Annotated in this window: 18 protein-coding genes; 5 read left to right on the top strand and 13 right to left on the bottom strand. The window is 62.6% G+C overall.

The annotated features are described in order from the left end of the window. Nucleotides 1-3: 3 nt before the first annotated feature. The 5 genes from phnK to phnG are packed head-to-tail and all read right to left on the bottom strand — an operon-like array spanning nt 4 to nt 3824. Nucleotides 4-774, bottom strand: coding sequence for a phosphonate C-P lyase system protein PhnK (phnK, locus tag ACEN42_RS16095; protein ID WP_187605278.1), 771 nt, complete (start codon nt 772-774; stop codon nt 4-6). Then, nucleotides 771-1625 carry an alpha-D-ribose 1-methylphosphonate 5-phosphate C-P-lyase PhnJ gene (locus ACEN42_RS16090; RefSeq protein WP_238218168.1) on the bottom strand — a complete coding sequence of 285 codons (855 nt, stop codon included), beginning with the start codon at nt 1623-1625 and terminating at the stop codon, nt 771-773. The genes phnK and ACEN42_RS16090 overlap by 4 nt, the downstream gene beginning before the upstream one ends. Next, the gene (locus tag ACEN42_RS16085) at nt 1622-2722 is read right to left on the bottom strand and encodes a carbon-phosphorus lyase complex subunit PhnI (protein ID WP_371881809.1); all 1101 of its coding nucleotides are present in this window, start codon (nt 2720-2722) and stop codon (nt 1622-1624) included. Before ACEN42_RS16085 ends, ACEN42_RS16090 begins: the two co-directional genes overlap by 4 nt. Continuing rightward, on the bottom strand, nt 2722-3345 hold the full coding sequence (gene phnH / locus ACEN42_RS16080; RefSeq protein ID WP_371881808.1) for a phosphonate C-P lyase system protein PhnH: 624 nt from the start codon (nt 3343-3345) through the stop codon (nt 2722-2724). The genes ACEN42_RS16085 and phnH overlap by 1 nt, the downstream gene beginning before the upstream one ends. Continuing rightward, nucleotides 3342-3824, bottom strand: a complete 483-nt coding sequence (gene phnG, locus ACEN42_RS16075; protein WP_371881807.1) for a phosphonate C-P lyase system protein PhnG — start codon at nt 3822-3824, stop codon at nt 3342-3344. Before phnG ends, phnH begins: the two co-directional genes overlap by 4 nt. A 162-nt stretch (nt 3825-3986) precedes the next feature. Here phnG and phnF point away from each other — a divergent pair, with 162 nt between their 5' ends. Genes phnF through phnN form a run of 3 tightly spaced genes read left to right on the top strand, consistent with a single transcriptional unit; the run spans nt 3987 to nt 5991 of the window. Then, nucleotides 3987-4745 carry a phosphonate metabolism transcriptional regulator PhnF gene (phnF, locus tag ACEN42_RS16070; RefSeq protein WP_187605283.1) on the top strand — a complete coding sequence of 253 codons (759 nt, stop codon included), beginning with the start codon at nt 3987-3989 and terminating at the stop codon, nt 4743-4745. Next, complete coding sequence (locus ACEN42_RS16065) at nt 4742-5434, top strand: DUF1045 domain-containing protein (protein ID WP_371881806.1); 693 nt, start codon at nt 4742-4744, stop codon at nt 5432-5434. Before phnF ends, ACEN42_RS16065 begins: the two co-directional genes overlap by 4 nt. Beyond that, nucleotides 5431-5991 carry a phosphonate metabolism protein/1,5-bisphosphokinase (PRPP-forming) PhnN gene (phnN, locus tag ACEN42_RS16060; RefSeq protein WP_238294074.1) on the top strand — a complete coding sequence of 187 codons (561 nt, stop codon included), beginning with the start codon at nt 5431-5433 and terminating at the stop codon, nt 5989-5991. The genes ACEN42_RS16065 and phnN overlap by 4 nt, the downstream gene beginning before the upstream one ends. Nucleotides 5992-6404: 413 nt before the next feature. Here phnN and phnE read toward each other — a convergent pair whose 3' ends face one another. The 3 genes from phnE to phnC form a co-directional block, all read right to left on the bottom strand. Beyond that, on the bottom strand, nt 6405-7139 hold the full coding sequence (gene phnE / locus ACEN42_RS16055) for a phosphonate ABC transporter, permease protein PhnE (RefSeq protein ID WP_238217339.1): 735 nt from the start codon (nt 7137-7139) through the stop codon (nt 6405-6407). Between the two features lie 84 nt (nt 7140-7223). Further along, nucleotides 7224-8195: a phosphonate ABC transporter substrate-binding protein gene (gene phnD, locus ACEN42_RS16050; protein ID WP_371881805.1), complete on the bottom strand. Its 972-nt coding sequence runs from the start codon at nt 8193-8195 to the stop codon at nt 7224-7226. A gap of 33 nt (nt 8196-8228) precedes the next feature. Continuing rightward, on the bottom strand, nt 8229-9065 hold the full coding sequence (gene phnC / locus ACEN42_RS16045; protein WP_371881804.1) for a phosphonate ABC transporter ATP-binding protein: 837 nt from the start codon (nt 9063-9065) through the stop codon (nt 8229-8231). 226 nt (nt 9066-9291) lie between these two features. Here phnC and ACEN42_RS16040 point away from each other — a divergent pair, with 226 nt between their 5' ends. After that, nucleotides 9292-10680, top strand: coding sequence for a dihydrolipoyl dehydrogenase (locus tag ACEN42_RS16040; protein WP_371881803.1), 1389 nt, complete (start codon nt 9292-9294; stop codon nt 10678-10680). A 15-nt stretch (nt 10681-10695) separates the two neighbouring features. On the opposite strand, the gene ACEN42_RS16035 is transcribed toward ACEN42_RS16040, so the two are convergent. Next, on the bottom strand, nt 10696-12219 hold the full coding sequence (locus ACEN42_RS16035; RefSeq protein ID WP_371881802.1) for a glycosyltransferase family 39 protein: 1524 nt from the start codon (nt 12217-12219) through the stop codon (nt 10696-10698). Nucleotides 12220-12290: 71 nt separating this feature from the next. After that, nucleotides 12291-13253 carry a glycosyltransferase family 2 protein gene (locus ACEN42_RS16030; RefSeq protein WP_371882291.1) on the bottom strand — a complete coding sequence of 321 codons (963 nt, stop codon included), beginning with the start codon at nt 13251-13253 and terminating at the stop codon, nt 12291-12293. A 471-nt stretch (nt 13254-13724) separates the two neighbouring features. Here ACEN42_RS16030 and ACEN42_RS16025 point away from each other — a divergent pair, with 471 nt between their 5' ends. Beyond that, nucleotides 13725-14468: a Pr6Pr family membrane protein gene (locus tag ACEN42_RS16025; RefSeq protein WP_238217282.1), complete on the top strand. Its 744-nt coding sequence runs from the start codon at nt 13725-13727 to the stop codon at nt 14466-14468. On the opposite strand, the gene ACEN42_RS16020 is transcribed toward ACEN42_RS16025, so the two are convergent. The 3 genes from ACEN42_RS16020 to ACEN42_RS16010 form a co-directional block, all read right to left on the bottom strand. Beyond that, nucleotides 14465-15688 carry a YbfB/YjiJ family MFS transporter gene (locus ACEN42_RS16020; protein WP_371881801.1) on the bottom strand — a complete coding sequence of 408 codons (1224 nt, stop codon included), beginning with the start codon at nt 15686-15688 and terminating at the stop codon, nt 14465-14467. The genes ACEN42_RS16025 and ACEN42_RS16020 overlap by 4 nt on opposite strands. A gap of 69 nt (nt 15689-15757) precedes the next feature. Continuing rightward, nucleotides 15758-16372, bottom strand: coding sequence for a TetR/AcrR family transcriptional regulator (locus ACEN42_RS16015; protein ID WP_187605293.1), 615 nt, complete (start codon nt 16370-16372; stop codon nt 15758-15760). Between the two features lie 186 nt (nt 16373-16558). Continuing rightward, nucleotides 16559-16867 (bottom strand): EthD family reductase, encoded by a 309-nt coding sequence (locus tag ACEN42_RS16010; RefSeq protein ID WP_371881800.1) that lies wholly within the window; start codon nt 16865-16867, stop codon nt 16559-16561. Nucleotides 16868-16905: the final 38 nt, after the last annotated feature.

Below are 16905 nucleotides of genomic sequence, written 5' to 3'. Positions count from 1 at the left end.
ACCTCAAACGGGCAGCACGGACGCGACGAGCGTCTGTGTGTAGGGATGTTGCGGATCGTCGAGCACCTGGTCCGTGAGACCACTCTCGACGACGCGCCCGTCTTTCATCACCATCAGCCGATGCGCGAGCAGACGCGCGACACCGATATCGTGCGTGACGATCACGGCGGCCAGATGCAGCTTGCTCGTCAACGTGCGCAGCAGATCGAGCAGGCGCGCCTGCACGGATACATCGAGGCCGGCGGTCGGCTCGTCCATGAACACGAGGCGCGGGCCCGTCACCAGATTACGCGCGATCTGCAGGCGCTGTTGCATGCCGCCCGAAAACGCCGAAGGCAATTCGTCGATGCGCGCCGCATCCAGTTCGACGCGGCTCATCCAGTCGGTGGCCGTTTCGCGCAGGCGTCCATAGTGGCGCGCGCCGATCGCCATCAGCGGCTCGCCGATGTTCGCGCCCGCCGATACGTTGCGGCGCAGGCCATCGCGTGCGTTCTGGTGCACGAAGCCCCACTCGGTGCGCGAGAGAAGACGCTTGCGTGCTTCGGTGAGCGTCAGGAGATCGAGCGCCTCGCCTTCGCGCGTGGTGTACGTGAGCGCACCGCTGTCGATCTCGCTGCGCAACGCGAGCGCATTCAGCAAGGTCGATTTGCCGGAGCCCGATTCGCCGACGATGCACAGCACTTCGCCCGGATAGACATCGCAATCGACATCGACACAACCGCCGCGTCCGTCATAACGCTTCGTGAGTCGCGTCGCTTTCAGCAGTGCGTTCATTGCGTCACCTCTTCATCGTCGCGACGGCTGTGACAGTAGTCGCTGTCGGAGCAGACGAACATGCGCGTGCCCTGATCGTCGACGATCATTTCGTCGAGAAAGCTTTCGCGCGAACCGCACAGCGCGCACGCATGTTCCCACTTCTGCACGCTGAAGGGATGATCCTCGAAATCGAGACTTCTCACTTTCGTATAAGGCGGAATCGCATAGATGCGCCGTTCGCGGCCCGCGCCGAAAAGCTGCAATGCGGCGTTCATGTGCATCTTCGGATTGTCGAACTTCGGGATCGGCGAGGGCGATGTCAGATAGCGGTCGTTCACCAGCACCGGATAGTCGTAGGTTTTCGCGATGCTGCCGTGCTGCACGATATCCTCATAATATTTCACGTTGATGAGGCCGTAGTCCGCGAGCGCATGGAGCTTCCTGCACTCCGTCACGCGCGGTTCGAGCCGGTACAGCGGCTCGGGCATCGGCACCTGATAGACGAGGATCTGCTTGTCCGTCAGCGGCGTCTCCGGAATGCGGTGACGGGTCTGCACGATGGTCGCGTCCGCCGTGCGCGTGGTGGTCGCCACGCCGGCCGTGCGCGCAAAGAAGCGGCGAATGTTCACCGCGTTGGTCGTCTCGTCGGAGCCCTGATCGATGACCTTCAGCGTATCGCGCTCGCCGATGATCGCGGAGGTCACCTGCAAGCCGCCCGTGCCCCATCCATACGGAAGCGGCATTTCGCGCGACGCGAACGGCACCTGATAGCCCGGCACCGCCACCGCCTTGAGCAGCGCGCGGCGAATCATGCGTTTGGTCTGCTCGTCGAGATACGCGAAGTTATAGCCTTCGGTGAGTGCGTTCATGCCGCATTCTCCTTGTTGTCATACGGGCGATGCGCCGCGCGCAGGCGGCGAAGCAGTTCCAGCTCGGACTGAAAATCGACGTAATGCGGTAATTTAAGGTGCTGCACGAAACCGGACGCTTCCACGTTATCGCTGTGATACAGCACGAACTCGGGATCCTGCGTGGGCGCACCAATCGTTTCGCCCAGTTCTTCCGCGCGCAATGCGCGATCCACGAGGGCCATGGCCATCGCCTTGCGCTCCGAATGACCGAAGGCGAGGCCGTAGCCTTGCGTGAAGGTCGGCGGCACGTCGCCGCTGCCCGCGAACTGGTTGATCATCTGACACTCGGTGACATCGATCTCGCCGATCTCGACCGCGAAGTCGAGTTCATCGACGACCATTTCCACCGCCACTTCACCGTGACGAATCTCGCCCGCGAACGGATGACTGTGCGCGTAGCCGCGCTGAGTCGCATAGCCGATTGCAAGCAGAAATCCTTCGTCGCCGCGCGCGAGGTTTTGCAGGCGCGTCGAACGATTGGCGGGAAACGACAGCGGCTCGCGCGACAGATCGCCCGGCGGCGGCGCGTTCTCGTGCGCGCGCTCCTGCTCGATCAGGCCTTCCCTGTCGAGCATGGAGAGCACGCGCGGCATCGCGCTTTCTTCGGTTGCCTTACCAGCGATAGGTGCATCGCCAGCTTGTTGGCCTTCGGCGAGCAGGCTGAAATCGAGCAGACGCTGCGTGTAGTCGTAAGTGCCGCCCAGCATCTGGCCGCCGGGGATATCCTTGAACGCTGCCGAGATGCGACGCTCGACGCACATCGCTTCCGTATCGATCGGCAGCGTGTAGCCTACGCGCGGCAATGTCGTGCGATACGCGCGCAGCAGAAAGATCGCTTCGACGAGATCGCCCGCGGCCTGCTTGATCGCGAGCGCGGCGAGGTCTTCGTCGTAGACCGAGCCTTCGGTCATCACGCGCGCGACGGCAAGACGCATCTGCTCGCGAATCTGCGCGACGGAAAGCTCGGGCACGGCGAGATCGCCGCGACGCTGCTTCGCGAGCACGTCCCATGAACGTTCGATGGCGCGTTCGCCACCCTTGACCGCGACGTACATCAGTTCACCTCCACGTGCGTCGTACGCGGCAGGCCGACGAGCGAGCCGCCCGCGACGAAGTAGCAATCGATGCCGCAAGGAAAGAGCGTGGTGAGCGCCGCGCGCTCGCGCCAGAACTCGCGCGACAGGCCCGCTATGCCGACCGTGCGCGACTGTGCTATACCCGGACCGCGCCACACGAGCGGCTCGCCTTCTGTCAGCGAGGGCACGCGGATGAAGAGCGTCGCGGCATCCTCGGGCGCTTCGGGATCGCCGTGCGAGAACGCGTCGAGCGAAGGCATGTCGCGCGCATCGTCGATATAGGCGAACGCGGCCTCGCGGCGATCGCGTGTCAGTGACGCGCTCGCGTGGAAGCGCAGCGCATCGCCCAGCACGTCGTCTTCGTGTTCGATGAAAACCGGCGTCGAATAATCCGTCAGCGCGAGCAGGGACGCGAACGCGGCGAGCGGCACGCGCCCGGCGAGCGCATCGCGCATCGCGTGATTGTCCGGCAGCGCGGCGTCGATCGCGACGATGCTGCCCGGACGCGACAACGCATCCAGCAACGCGCGGAACACGCGCTGTGCGTCGTGGATCGTGTCGTTGAAGCCCGGCACGAGCCGGGTCATGTCGATTCTCATCATTCGCCTCTCACCATCGTGAAAAATTCGACCCTGGTCGCGGCCGCTTCGGCCTCTTTGCGACGCCGTTCATCGGCGATGCGCGCGGCCAGCGGTTCGATCAGGTGCGTCTGCAACGTGTCCGCATAGCGGGGCATTTGCAGGAGCGCGTCGGCGAGCGCGGCGAGCGTCGCGCGCTCCTTGTCGCGGCCCATGTGCACGGCGACGCCGACCGGCGCGCTGCCGTCACCGGTACGCAGTCGCAATGTCGCTCGCGTGACGGTCGTTTCGCCGAGATTGAACGCATCGCCCGTGCCGCCGATGCGCCCGCGCACCATCGCAAGCCCGATATCCGGCGCGCGCAGCCACTCGTACTCAGGCGCCTTCGCCCCTTCGAGCGCGGCGTCGAGCGCCTGTTTCAGCGCATCGCGCGGCGTGCGCGCCAGCACCGCCATCCATTCGCGGCGACCCCGAGCGTCCCGCGACTCCATTGAATTACCCATCGCTTTCCCTATGTTCGAAAGGATCTGACTGTCATATGCTACTCGTCATCTTATCTAGTCGTCTAGACGTTTGGTCATGTGGTGTGGTTTTCACATTTCCATCACGAATTGGGCACTACAATTCGATAGATCGATATTCAAACCGACAGGAATGACAGCGCAATGACATCGAACGAAAATGCCGCGCCTCTTCATGCGGTCGAGCGCGGCGCGGGGGTCGCGGTCTGGCGGCAGATCGAGCAGATCCTCGCCGCCGAGATCGCCGCGAAGAGCTTCGGCGACGAAGGGCGTCTGCCGAGCGAGGCCGAGCTCGCCAAACGCTTCGACGTGAACCGTCATACGGTGCGCCGCGCGATGTTGCGGCTCGCCGCGACGGGCCTCGTCAGCGTCGAGCAGGGGCGCGGCACGTTCGTGCAGCCGGGCGCGATCGACTATCAGATCGGGCGCCGCACGCGTTTCACGGAGAACCTGCGCCGCCAGAAGCTCACGTCGGTAGGCGTCGTGCTGAGCTCGGAGCGCGTGAAGGCGGATCCGGCCGTCGCGAAAGCGCTCGGCGTGCGAGCGGGCACGCTCGTCTATCAGATCGAGACGCGCCAGGATTCCGACGGCATCCCGATGACCTATGCGCGCAGCTGGTATCCGGCCACGCGCTTCAACGACCTGCCCGCGACCATCGAAGCGGCGGGCGGCGTGAGCGCCGCGCTGGAGCAGTTCGGCGTGAAGGATTACACGCGCAAATGGAGCCGCATCGGCAGCGTGCTGCCTTCGTCGGACGTGGCGCGTCGCTTGCAGATCAATCGTCAGCAGCCGGTGCTGTGGGTCGAAAACGTCGACGTCGACGAGGACGGTGTACCGATCAAGTACGGCATCACGCATTTCGCGGCGGATCGCGTGCAGTTGATGGTCGAGCACGATCGATGAGCGTCGCCGGACATCCGCGCGTGGCGCTCTATTACGCGCCGCCCGCGTCCTCCGCGTGGTGGCGCGAGGGATGCGAATGGCTCGGGCGCGATCCCGAAAACGGACGCGAGATTGCAACCGCCGCTTATGACGTGACGCACGCGCCGCGCCGATACGGCTGGCACGCGACGCTCGTCGCGCCCTTTCACATGGCGCCCGGCATCGAACTCGCGGACGTGCTCGCTTGTGCACTCGCATGGGCAAGTTCCGTGCAGCGCTTCGAGATGCCTGTGAAGGCCGCCGAACTGGGCCGGTTCGTCGCGCTGCGGCCCGCCGAGGCCAGCGACGAGGCGACGCTTCGCACACTCGCCGCCAGTGCGCTGCAGGCCCTCTCCGCGCTGCGCGCAATACCTTCGCGTGAAAGCATTGAACGGCGCATTGCGGAAGGCATGAGCGCGCGGCAAATCGAGCTTCTGCGCACGTGGGGCTATCCGTATGTGTTCGACGAGTATCGCTTTCACATGACGCTCTCCGATTCACTCGACGATGCGAACACGCGCGCGTCGATCGTGTCGGAATGGATGCGGCGCATCGACATGCTCGGCCCCTTGCCGATGCATGGCGCGGCGCTTTTCATCGAACCGGAGCCGGGCGCGCCCTTCACGTTATGGCAGCGCCTGCCGTTCAACAACGCACAGGACGTGGCATGACCGAAGTCGATAGCACGAAGTTGATCTACGTGATGGGACCATCGGGCGCGGGCAAGGACTCGCTGCTCGGTTTCGCGCGCGAACGTATCGGCGCGCGCGTGATGTTCGCGCACCGCTACATCACGCGCACGGTCGCGGACGGCGAGAACCATATCGCGCTTACGCATGACGAATTCACTTCGAGGCTTTCATACGGCCTCTTCGCGATGCATTGGACCAGTCTCGGGCTGCGCTATGGCATCGGCATCGAACTGGATGCGTGGCTCGCGCGCGGCATGCCCGTCGTGGTGAACGGTTCGCGGCAGCATGCGGGACTCGCGCTCGAGCGTTATCCCGACGCGCGTTTCGTGCATATCGATGCAACGCCTTCGGTTCTGGCCGCGCGGCTCGCGCGGCGCGGACGCGAGGATGCGCGGCAGATCGAAGCGCGTCTTGCACGGCGCCCCGCGTTTGAATTGCCATCGCATGCGCGTGTGGTGAAGATCGATAACTCCGGTATGCTCGCCGATGCCGGGACGCAATTTCTTGATGTGCTCGCGTACACGGGCGGGATCTAAATTCGTGCTGGGATTGGAGAGTTTTGCTTGGCTCGGTTTGCCGCGCACGCTTCAGGGGTTTTCGCCGGATCCCGTATTCGTGTTGGTTTATTAGCGTTGCCCCTGTGCGGGGCGGCACCTACTTTCTTTGCTGCTGCAAAGAAAGTAGGCAAAGAAAGCAGCTCGCTTAGGCCCGAGGTCACACGCACGTTGGCCATGCTTGCCAGCCGCCCGTGGACCTCGCCTAAGTGTCGCCCTCGAAGGACTTACCGGGCTTGGCTCGCGCACGGTCTGACACGCTAGATGTTTTAGGCTGGTTCAGCGCCAAAGAGCTCCGGCACTGCGCTACGCGCTGCCGTTAGGTATGCAAGGGAAACCGTTGGAACGACGCGAGCGCCTGATCTCGGCGCTTGCATCGAAAGCTCATGAGCGGTTCAGATCACGCGCTCGCGCACCCAGCCGGAGATGAGATCGATCAGCGAGACAATTAGGATAACGATCAATATCACCGCCGCCGTCTGCGCATAGTTGAACGAGCGGATCGCTTCATACAGCACCACGCCGATCCCGCCCGCGCCGACCATGCCGACGACCATCGCCGAACGCACGTTCGACTCGAAGCGATACAGCGCGAACGAGATCCACAACGGCAATACTTGCGGGAGCACGCCGTAGACGATTTCATCGAGACTGCTCGCGCCCGTTGCGCGCACGCCTTCCGCCGGCCTCGAATCGACAGCTTCGACCGCTTCGGCGAATAGCTTGGCAAGCACGCCGGTCGTATGCACCCACAGCGCGAGCACGCCGGCGAACGGCCCGAGCCCGACCGCGACGATGAACAACATCGCGAAGACCATCTCGTTGATCGCGCGGCACGCGTCCATCAGACGTCGCACCGGCTGCGAGATCCACACCGGCGCGATGTTCTGCGCCGAGAGCAAGCCGCACGGCACCGCGCAAACCAGCGCGAGCGCCGTGCCCCACACCGCGACCGCAAGCGTCACACTCATTTCATGCACATACGTGCGCCATTCGCTGAAGTCGGGCGGAAAGAAATCGCGCGCGAACTGGCTCATGTTGCCCGATGCGCCGAGCAGATCGAGCGGACGCATGTCGGCGCTCTTCCATGACAATCCGAGCACGGCGATCACGACGATCCACCCGAGCATCGACGTCCAACTGCGCTTGGGCGCGCTCGCCTGCAATGGACGGACGATGCCGGCCTCGAACGTGGCTACGTCGAGCGGCTTCATTTACTTCGCCGCCGTGCTGTCGAGCGCGGCGATCTTCTGATCGAGCGCCGCGATCTTCGCCTGCTTGTCGGCGGCGTCGAGAAGCGCATCGTTCTGCACCTGCTCCTTCTTCTGGAAGAGCGCCATCCGACGAATGGGCACGAGCTGCGCGTCCGACGACTCCGCGAAGCCCGAATAACCCGAGATCGCCGCCATCACCGCCTGCTCGCGCGGGTCCTTTTCAGCGTAGTGGTAGAAGAAGTTGCTCAGCTTGTCCTTCGTTTCTTGCGGCAGATCGCGGCGCCACACGAGCGGGTCGGACGGAATCAGCGGCGACTGCCACAGCACGCGGATCTTCGGATACAGCGCCGGATGTTGCGTCCTGATGGTGTCGAGCATGTCGGTGCTATTGGTCGCGACATCGATCTTGTCGTTCGCGACCGCCAGCATGTTCGCCGCATGGCTCGACGGCAGCACGCTCTTGAACGCGCTCTTCGGATTGATGCCGTTCTTCGCGAACAGATAGTACGAAGGCACGAGCGTCCCCGATGTCGAGTTCGGATCGCCGAAGCCGAGATTGATGTCCTTCGAGTTCTTCAGCACCTGATCGAGCGACTTCCACTTGCTGTTCACGTTCGTGATGAGCAGCGAGTAGTAACCCGCCTCGCCGTTCTTGTACTTCACTTTCGCGAAGACTTCGCCATTCGAACGATCGACGGCTTCGATCGCCGACGCATTGCCGAAGTGGCCCATCTGCACCTTGTTGAAGCGCATCGCCTCGATGATGCCCGCGTAGTCGGTCGCGAAATACGCCTTCACGTCGAGGCCGGTCTGCTTGTTCAGATCGTCGATGAGGGGCTGCCAGCGCCCTTTGAGCGCGGCGGACGAATCCGACGAGATGATGCCGAAGTTGATCGTTTCGGCATGAACGGTCTGCGTCAGAAAGCAGGACGCGAACGCGGCGCCGGCCAGGAAGAAACGGGCTGTTTTCATGATGCGATCCAGGGTTGATGTTGGGTTGGAAACTCAGACGCTCGCGGCCGATGCGAATGCCCGCGAAGCTCGCGTGTCCGCGCTCGACGCGCTGTGCTGCGCGAGCAGTTCGTCCGCCGACGCGCCGTACAGCTCGCGCAGCACGACGGGCGTGAGACGCTCGCTCGCGCCGTCGAACACGACGCGGCCATCGCGCAGGGCGATCGTGCGCGGGCAATATTTCATCGCGACATCGATCTGATGCAGCGATACGACGACCGTCAGGCTGTGCTCGCGGTTGAGCGTCTGCATCAGTTCCATGACGCGGCGCGCCGACTCGGGATCAAGCGATGCGATCGGTTCATCGGCGAGCACGATGCGCGCGCGCTGCACGAGCGCACGGGCCAGTGCCGCGCGTTGCTGCTGGCCGCCGGACAGATTGCTCGCGCGCTCGAACGCGTGCTCGCCGATGCCCATCGCGCTGAGCGATTCCATCGCAAGCGAACGCTCGCCGCGCGGAAAACGGCCCGCGAGACGCCGCCACAACGACACGCGCGACAACGCGCCGATCAGCACATTGGTCAGTACGGAAAGGCGTCCGACGAGATTGAATTGCTGAAACACGAAGGCGACGTCGCGGCGAATCGACCGCACCTCGCGCACGATCTTGCCGTTCTGCTGGATCGGCCGGCCGAGCAGCGTGACGTGCGACGGCGCGGGGTCGGATGCCGTAAAGCCCGCGATATGCCGCAGCAGCGTCGACTTGCCGGATCCCGAAGCGCCGATGAGCGCGACCATTTCGCCCTCCTCCACGCGCAGATCGACGGAGTCGAGCGCCTTGCGGCCATTCCTGAACGTCTTGGTGAGACGCTCGATGCGAATTGCGTCCATAGCTTCCCTCGATGGGCGCGCTCAAAGGGCGCGCTGAAACGTTCGGGAGATTCTAGGAAGCGAAGATGACGACACGGTGACGCGCATGAGACGTCTAGATGAATACATGACTTCGGCGCGAATCGTTTGAGACGATTGAGCAGGAAATCGATCCGAACGAGTATTCGCGTTTCGCGTGCCGCGCGTCATGATTGCGACAAATGCAACAACCATTCGGGACTACATCATGAACACGATCCATACGGATGTCGCCATCATCGGTGCAGGCAGCGCGGGGCTTTCCGCGTATCGCGCGGCGAAGGCGGCGGGCGCTTCGGCAATTCTCATCGAAGGCGGCTCGCACGGAACGACGTGTGCGCGCGTAGGCTGTATGCCTTCGAAGCTGCTCATCGCGGCCGCCGATGCCGCGCACCACGCAACCCACGCCGATGCATTCGGTGTGCATATCGACGGCGCCGTGCGCATCGACGGGCGCGAGGTGATGGCCCGTGTGAAGCGTGAGCGCGATCGCTTCGTGAGCTTCGTCGTCGCGGGTGTCGATGCAATGCCCGAAGCGGACAAGCTCACCGGCTACGCGCGTTTCATCGACGACAACCTGTTGCTGGTGGGCGAGCACACGAAGGTGCACGCGAAAAGCGTAGTGATCGCGACGGGATCGAGCCCGGTCATGCCGGCGATGTATCGCGCGCTCGGCGATCGCGCCGTCATCAACGACGACGTGTTCGCATGGGATGACCTGCCGAAGCGCGTCGCGGTGATCGGCGCGGGCGTTATCGGGCTGGAACTCGGTCAGGCGCTGGCGCGGCTGGGCGTGCGCGTATCGTTGCTGGGTGCGCGTGGGCGCGTCGGACCTTTGAGCGATCCGGATGTGCGCGGATATGCCGAACGCGTGTTCAGCGAGGCGTTTCATTTCGAACCGCGTGCGCAGGTCGAAGCGGCCGCGCGCGAAGGCGATGAAGTGCGCTTGCGCTATGTATCCGGCGCGGGAGAACTGATCGAAGACACGTTCGATTACGTGCTCGTGGCCGCGGGACGCAAGCCCAATATCGGCGGGCTTGCCTTGCAAAACACGTCACTCGCACTCGATGACGATGGTTCGCCTGTCTATGACCCGCTGACCTTGCAGGCTGGCGCGCATCCGGTATTCATCGCGGGCGATGCGAATGGCGTGCTGCCCTTGCTTCACGAAGCCGCCGACGAAGGTCGTGCGGCGGGTACGAACGCCGCGCGCTATCCGCATGTCGCGCCGGTCGAGCGTCGCGCGCCGATTGCGATTGCGTTTACGGACCCTGGCATCGCGATGGTCGGAGCGCGTCACGCCGACCTGACGCAAGGCGCGTTCGTGACGGGCGAAGTGAGCTTCGAAGATCAGGGGCGCAGCCGCGTGATGCTCAGAAATCGCGGGCTGATGCATGTGTATGTCGATCGCGCGAGCCGCCGTTTTGTCGGCGCGGAATGGATCGGACCGGATGCGGAACATATCGCGCATTTGCTCGCGTGGGCTTTGCAGATGAAGCTCACGGTCGATGAAATGCTGCGGATGCCTTTCTATCATCCGGTAGTCGAGGAAGGGTTGCGCACGGCGTTGCGGGATGCGGCGGTCAAGCTGGGATGATTGGCGGGGTTGCGGTCAGTGAAGCGGTGTCAGGACGAACAGAAGGTAATGTCGCGCCGGCAGCGAGCGTCTCCACGCGTGCTTGCTGACGGCGACACTGACTGGCATCGCGCCGGTTATCTTTTTGGATTCATCTATACATGGCGCATCGAGTTCACTGCAGACGAATAGCGCGCCGCGCCGCTTCAGGTCCGCCATGTTCAACCAAGGTGTCGTTGCGGGCTTCGACATGTCCCAGTAGCGGGTGTTGCCGTCACTGTAGAAGGCGATCGATTGCGCTTCATGGCCCGAACCTGCCACCACGGGAATCTCGTGCTGGAAGCGCTGCTTCCACATGAAGTGCGCCGCTTCGGCGAGTTCCGCACGTGGTTCGGCGGCATCGTCGGTGTTGCGGAGCGCACCAATGTAGCCGATTGCAGACGCGGCTACGAACACGATCAGCCAGTAGCAAGCGAGCGTACGAACCGCCCGCTCAGGCCTGAACGAGAAGCCGGCGCGGTCCAGAACGGCCAGCCACATGGGCACGATGGCGAACCATTGCGCCATGCCCCATACCGAAGCCATTTGTGTTCTGGACAGAACGGCGATCATGCCTACGACAATGAGGGGGCCGAGGGCGAGCCACCAGAGGTCCGGGTTGAGCGTAGGCTTCGCGACGCTCGCGGCCATCAGCCGGGCAGCCTCACCTCGTCGCTCACGCACCAGCACGAGCGTCACGACAAAGCTCAGCGCAAGATAGCCAATCTGCGCGAGCGTATAGACGCCGAAACGCGCCGCTGCGGCCAGAAATGAGCCACCAGTACGTTCGTTAGCGTAATTGAAGGTCGGGAAGTGATTGATTATGAGCCAGTGAATGTGCGGTGCCAGCACGACCGCACCTGCCGCCGCGACCAGTAGCACGCGCCAGTCAAAAAAGCGTGCACGCCAGGCCGGCCGCGCAAGCATCGCGACGAACAGCGCGATCAGCAGCACGATCGAAAAGTACTTGCCGAGCACTGCGGCGGCCGCCAGCACTCCGACTGCAATCGCCGCCAGCCAACTGCGCGTCTGCATGAAGCGCACGAAAAAGTAAGCGGTCCACGGCCACACCGAGAGCAGCACCGAGTTTGCGTTGAACTTGATCGCGAGGTTCGAGTAGAGCGGCGAGACGGCCATCGCGAGCCCCGCGATGACGGCAAGCCTGCGCGGTACGAAGCGCCGCGACAGCGCGACGATGCCGAGGAGGCCAATCATCGCATTGACTGCTGAAAGCGCGAAATAGGCAATGTCCGTGTGTGGAAAGACGCGGAACCATGCGGCCGTGATCCACGCGAATAGCGGCGGGTGCTTGGCGTAGCCGGCCTGCCATTCGATACCCCACACGTAGTTCTCGACCATGTCGCCCTGAGTGTCGAGATTGCCGCGAGAAAGCCACGCGCAGATGATCCAGACGATCGCGTGAACAGGCAGCAACCAGATGAGGTGTCGAGTGCGGCCATCATCAGTAATGGATATTGCCGAGGTGGCAGCCTTGGGCCGGACGAGTGTAGTGTCTGACATCGGAGATATATGGTTCGGGGATATGCGCTGAATCGTCAGGCGCGGTGCTCGCGTATTGCGAACGCGAAATGTCACGAGCCGTTCGACCCGTAGACCTTGCGCACGATATAGACAGGGCGTCGTTTCGCTTCCATGTAAATGCGGCCGACATATTCGCCAATCACGCCAATTCCCACGAGTTGTGCGCCACCGAGAAACAACACCGCCGTGATAATGGATGCATAACCGGGAACATCAACGCCGCGAAGCAGCGTGCGCAGAGTTAGATAAAGCGCGTAGAGAATTGCAAAAGAAGCGGTAGCGCCGCCGATATATGTCCAGACACGCAGCGGCAATGTGCCAAAGCTCGTGAGTCCTTCGAGCGCAAAATTCCACAGTTTCCAGGCCGAGAATTTCGTTTTTCCCGCTGCACGGGAAAGGCGGACGTATTCGATCTGCGTCGTGCGAAAGCCCACCCAGGCGAAGAGGCCCTTCATGAATCGCCGATTTTCCGGCAGTTGCTTAAGGGCTTCTACAACGTTCCTCGACATCAACCGGAAATCGCCTGCATCGTTAGGAATCAGCGTCTCGGAAATAGCGTTGTGAACGCGATAGAACAGCATTGCAGTGCCGCGCTTGGTCCAAGTGTCCGTGTTGCGTTCGGCGCGCTTCGCGAGCACCACGTCGTAGCCTTCTCGCCATCGCTCGACAAGTCGAGGGATGACTTCGGGCGGATCTTGCAGATCCGCGTCGAAGGGAATCACCGCATCGCCGGTCGCGGCATCGATGCCCGCGGTCAACGCAGCCTCCTTACCAAAGTTTCGCGACAAATCCACGACGAGTACATGCCGATCGTGCTTGCAAGCCATCAGCAACATATCGAGGGTGGTGTCGGTACTGCCATCGTTGACGCAAACAATTTCGTAATCCACGTCTTTCAGACCGCGCAATACAGAAGTGACAGAAACGAAAAACTGGCTAATCACCGCGGCTTCGTTATGAAAAGGCACCACGAGCGAAATACGCCGACGCACCACTGCGCAATCTTGGTTCATATATTTCATAGAGCGTGCTGAGAGCACGCCAAAAGTAGTGAGCTTCGGCAATCCAGTTGCTCGGGCGTGAACGGCCTACGTCGTTGCGGTCGCATCGGACTACGTCTGCGCTGCGTCGTTGGATCAGGTTCGCCGGCGCGGCGGATTGAACAAGCAGGCTTCCCGTAGATCTCTGCGTCTGCGTGCTCGTCCAGCACGGCAAGAGATCATCACACCACTGCCAGCCGTTCCTTGATAACGAACCCAGCACGCGGGCTGGGCTTGTTGTGACCGGTGTCTGAGCTTATAACGCTTAGTCCGAAGGGAATCCAGTTCAACGTCTTCTTCCCACTATCCAAGCGAACCCCCTGGACAGCCCGAAAATTACCGTGCGAGTAACATCGCCAAATATAGGAATTTACTGAATTGAACGCCGCCGACGCGAGCTTTTGCATTGCCGCTCATGATCGCCCGACACGTAAAATGGGCGTCATGTCGAAAGCACCCGCCCAACCTCCCCGGCAAGAGCCCGACTTGCCGCTTCACACACCGAGCACCGCATCGCTCGCGGTCGCGGCAGCCATCGCGATGATCGCGTGGCTCGCGTTCGCCGCGCAAGTGGACATCACCATCGCGCGTGTGGTCCATCGCGGCTTCACTGTGTTCGACGGCATCGCCCGCATGAGCAGCTATCTGACGAACCTCACGGTGCTGCTGACCGCGCTTTGCTTCACGTGCGTCGCGACACGTGCGCAATTCCCCATCGCGCGATTGTTTCGAAAACCGACTGTCGTGACGGCGGTCGTCGTATATATCGTGTTCGTCGGCATCGCCTATAACGCGTTGCTGCGATATCTCTGGACACCATCGGGTTATCGCGCGCTCGTCAACGAATCGCTGCACACGCTCGTGCCGGCGCTCGCAGCCTTGTACTGGTTCTTGTTCGTGCCGCGCTTTCATCTGTCATTGCGACGATGTGCGCTCTGGCTGGTCTATCCGCTTTCTTATCTTTGCATCACGCTTTGGCGCGGAAGTCTCTCCGACTTCTATCCCTATCCGTTCATCAACGTAGCCGAACTCGGCTATGAGCGCGTGCTCATCAATGCCGCGATGCTCGTCGTCGCGTTTCTCGTATTGATGAGCGTATTTCTCGTGATCAACCATCGGCGCGAAGACCTGAGCGTAGCGGATCCGGAAGAGGACTCCGGCGATTCGTCCTCCGGCCGCATCGATTAGGCTTCGGCGCGCCTGCGATTCACGACGAGATCCGCAACGAACGCGACCGCCAGCGCAAACGCTCCGCACGCAAAGATCAGCGCGTAGTTGTTATGCGTATGCGAGAACAGGAACGAATAGCCATAGCCCGCGAGCGCCTGGCACAGCGCGAATGCCGATGTCGCCCGGCTCCACGCCGCGCGCTGCTCGGCATGATCGTGCGGCAGGAGTTCATGCACGCGGCCGAGCGCGAGCGGCACGATGCCCGTCGTCGAAATGCCGAGCGCGACTGTTGCGGCGCCGATCACATATGGGTTCGCGGATAAAGCCAGCAACGCCACCGCGCACGCCTGCAACGCCAACGCGAAACGATAAGCCATGCCGAAGCTGAAACGATCGCCCGCATTGCCGCAGATCAGCGGCCCGAAGATCGCGGCCACGCCATACAGCACCCAATAGCTCGCGCCTACATCGGCGCCACGGCCATAACCACGCGCGATGCAATCGACGAGCAGGATCATCACGGGCACGAGGCCGAGCGCGTTCGCAGCGTATTGCGCGTACAGGAGCCGCAGACGCGTGCCGCCGTGCGCATCCGTTTGTGTCGTCGCGGCTTGCGCAGCCACGGCGGGAGGATTCGATGCGGGCCAGCCGAACCAGGCAATCGCGGTCAGTGCGAGCGAGAAAATGCCCAGACCCATCCATGTGTCGTGCAGGCCGTGATGCAGGAGCTTCGGAATCAGCGTGCCCGATGCCGCGATGCCAAAGCCCAGCCCGATGAAGATCATGCCGCTCGCGAAGCCGCGACGCGCGACCGGGATATGCGGCAGGATCGTGGTCGCGACGAGCACCATGATCGCGCCGCCCGACAGGCCCGACAGAAAGCGCCACGCGAAGAACCATGCGATCGACAACGGAAACGCGCATGCGAAGAACGCGGCTGTTGCGATCGCCATCAAAAGGCGTAGCGCGTGACGATTGCTGAGCGCTTTGGCAATCGCGCGGCCGATAAGCGCGCCCGCCAGATATCCCGCGAAATTCGCGGCGCCGAGCGTCACCGCCTGCGACGACGTGAACCAGTGCGCCTCGATGAGCGGCGGAATGAGCGGCGTATAAGCGAAGCGCGCAAGGCCGATCGCGACGAGACTCGCGCAGAAGCCCGCGAGCATCGCGAATAACGCGCGGGCATCGAGTGAAGTGTGCTGGTCGGCGCGAATGGCCGATATCGTTTGATCCGACATGGTGACGACTCCTGCGGCGCGTTGCGTTTGCACGCGACCGGACAAAGTGACGTGAAAGATGCGAGGGGTTCAGCGCTTGCCGGCGGTGAGACCGAGCGGCGGCAGCTTGAGCATCGCCAGCGTCGGCCCGACGGCATTGCTCAGCAACGCGGGCTTCGGATCGACGCGCGCCAGCACGCGCACGCCGAGCAGCACGGCGAGGAGGCTGGTGGCGGCCGCGTCGGCGGACATCACGCGCTCGATAACGCCGCTCTTCAGGCCGGCCTTCATGCAGCGCTCGAAGAACGCTCGCATCAGCGCGATCTCCTCGGCGATGAGTTCGCGAAACTCATCGTCTTCCGGCGATGCGCCGAGCGCCGCATTGACCAGCATGCAGCCCCGCCGATGTTCGTCCGACACGGAACGCTCGACGATCTCGCGAAAGAACGCGGTAATGGCCCGGTCAGGCGTCATCGACGATTCGAGCCGCTGGATGCGCTCGCGCAGGGTGTGTTCGAGATAGTGATCGAGCGCACGCAGAAAGAGCGCGCGCTTGTCGCCGAAAGCGTTATAGAGACTCGGCTGCGTAAGGCCCGTGTACTGCACGAGGTCACGCGTGGACGTGCCTTCGTAGCCATGCGTCCAGAACGCTTCGGCAACGGCATCAAGCACGCTGTCCTCGTCGAAATTGCGCGGTCGCGCCATAGCCCTGCTCCATCGAATTGAAGGAACCGACGTTTTATATCGGTCGATACAGAACGTATTGTATCGATGCATACAAAACCGTGCAGCATCCCCATCAACGATGCGGGTCTTGGATTTCGGGAATTAGACTGAGGAAAGACGAGGCGCTTCGGAGACGCGCGCGCGTCCCCGAAGGCGTAAGCAGTGTCAGGCTTCTTTCGAATCGAACATCAATAGCTCGACGCCGGCCTGCGCGAAGTTCGCGAGATCGCCGGCGGTCTTTTGGCCTTCGGGCGAGCCAAGCGCGGTCTGAATGGCTTCGAGCGAATCGAACTGCAATAGCGCGACGAGGTGATAGGGCGAATCGCCCGACGCCGCCACGACCGGCCCCGTGCTGATCTCGTAGCGCCGCAAGCCCGGCAGCGTCTTCGCGAGCGGCGCATGGGTCGAAGCATAGTATTCGTCGAATGCTTTCTTGTCGGACGGGTGCTTGTATAGCGCTACGAGCTGGGCCATCGTGGTGTCTCCTGGTGGTTGTACGGCGTTAGAAGAAG

This window comes from Caballeronia sp. S22, from assembly GCF_964261745.1.
Taxonomy (GTDB): domain Bacteria; phylum Pseudomonadota; class Gammaproteobacteria; order Burkholderiales; family Burkholderiaceae; genus Caballeronia; species Caballeronia jiangsuensis.
Note: the sequence above shows the minus strand (reverse complement) of the source record. Positions and strands in the feature narration are given on the sequence as shown.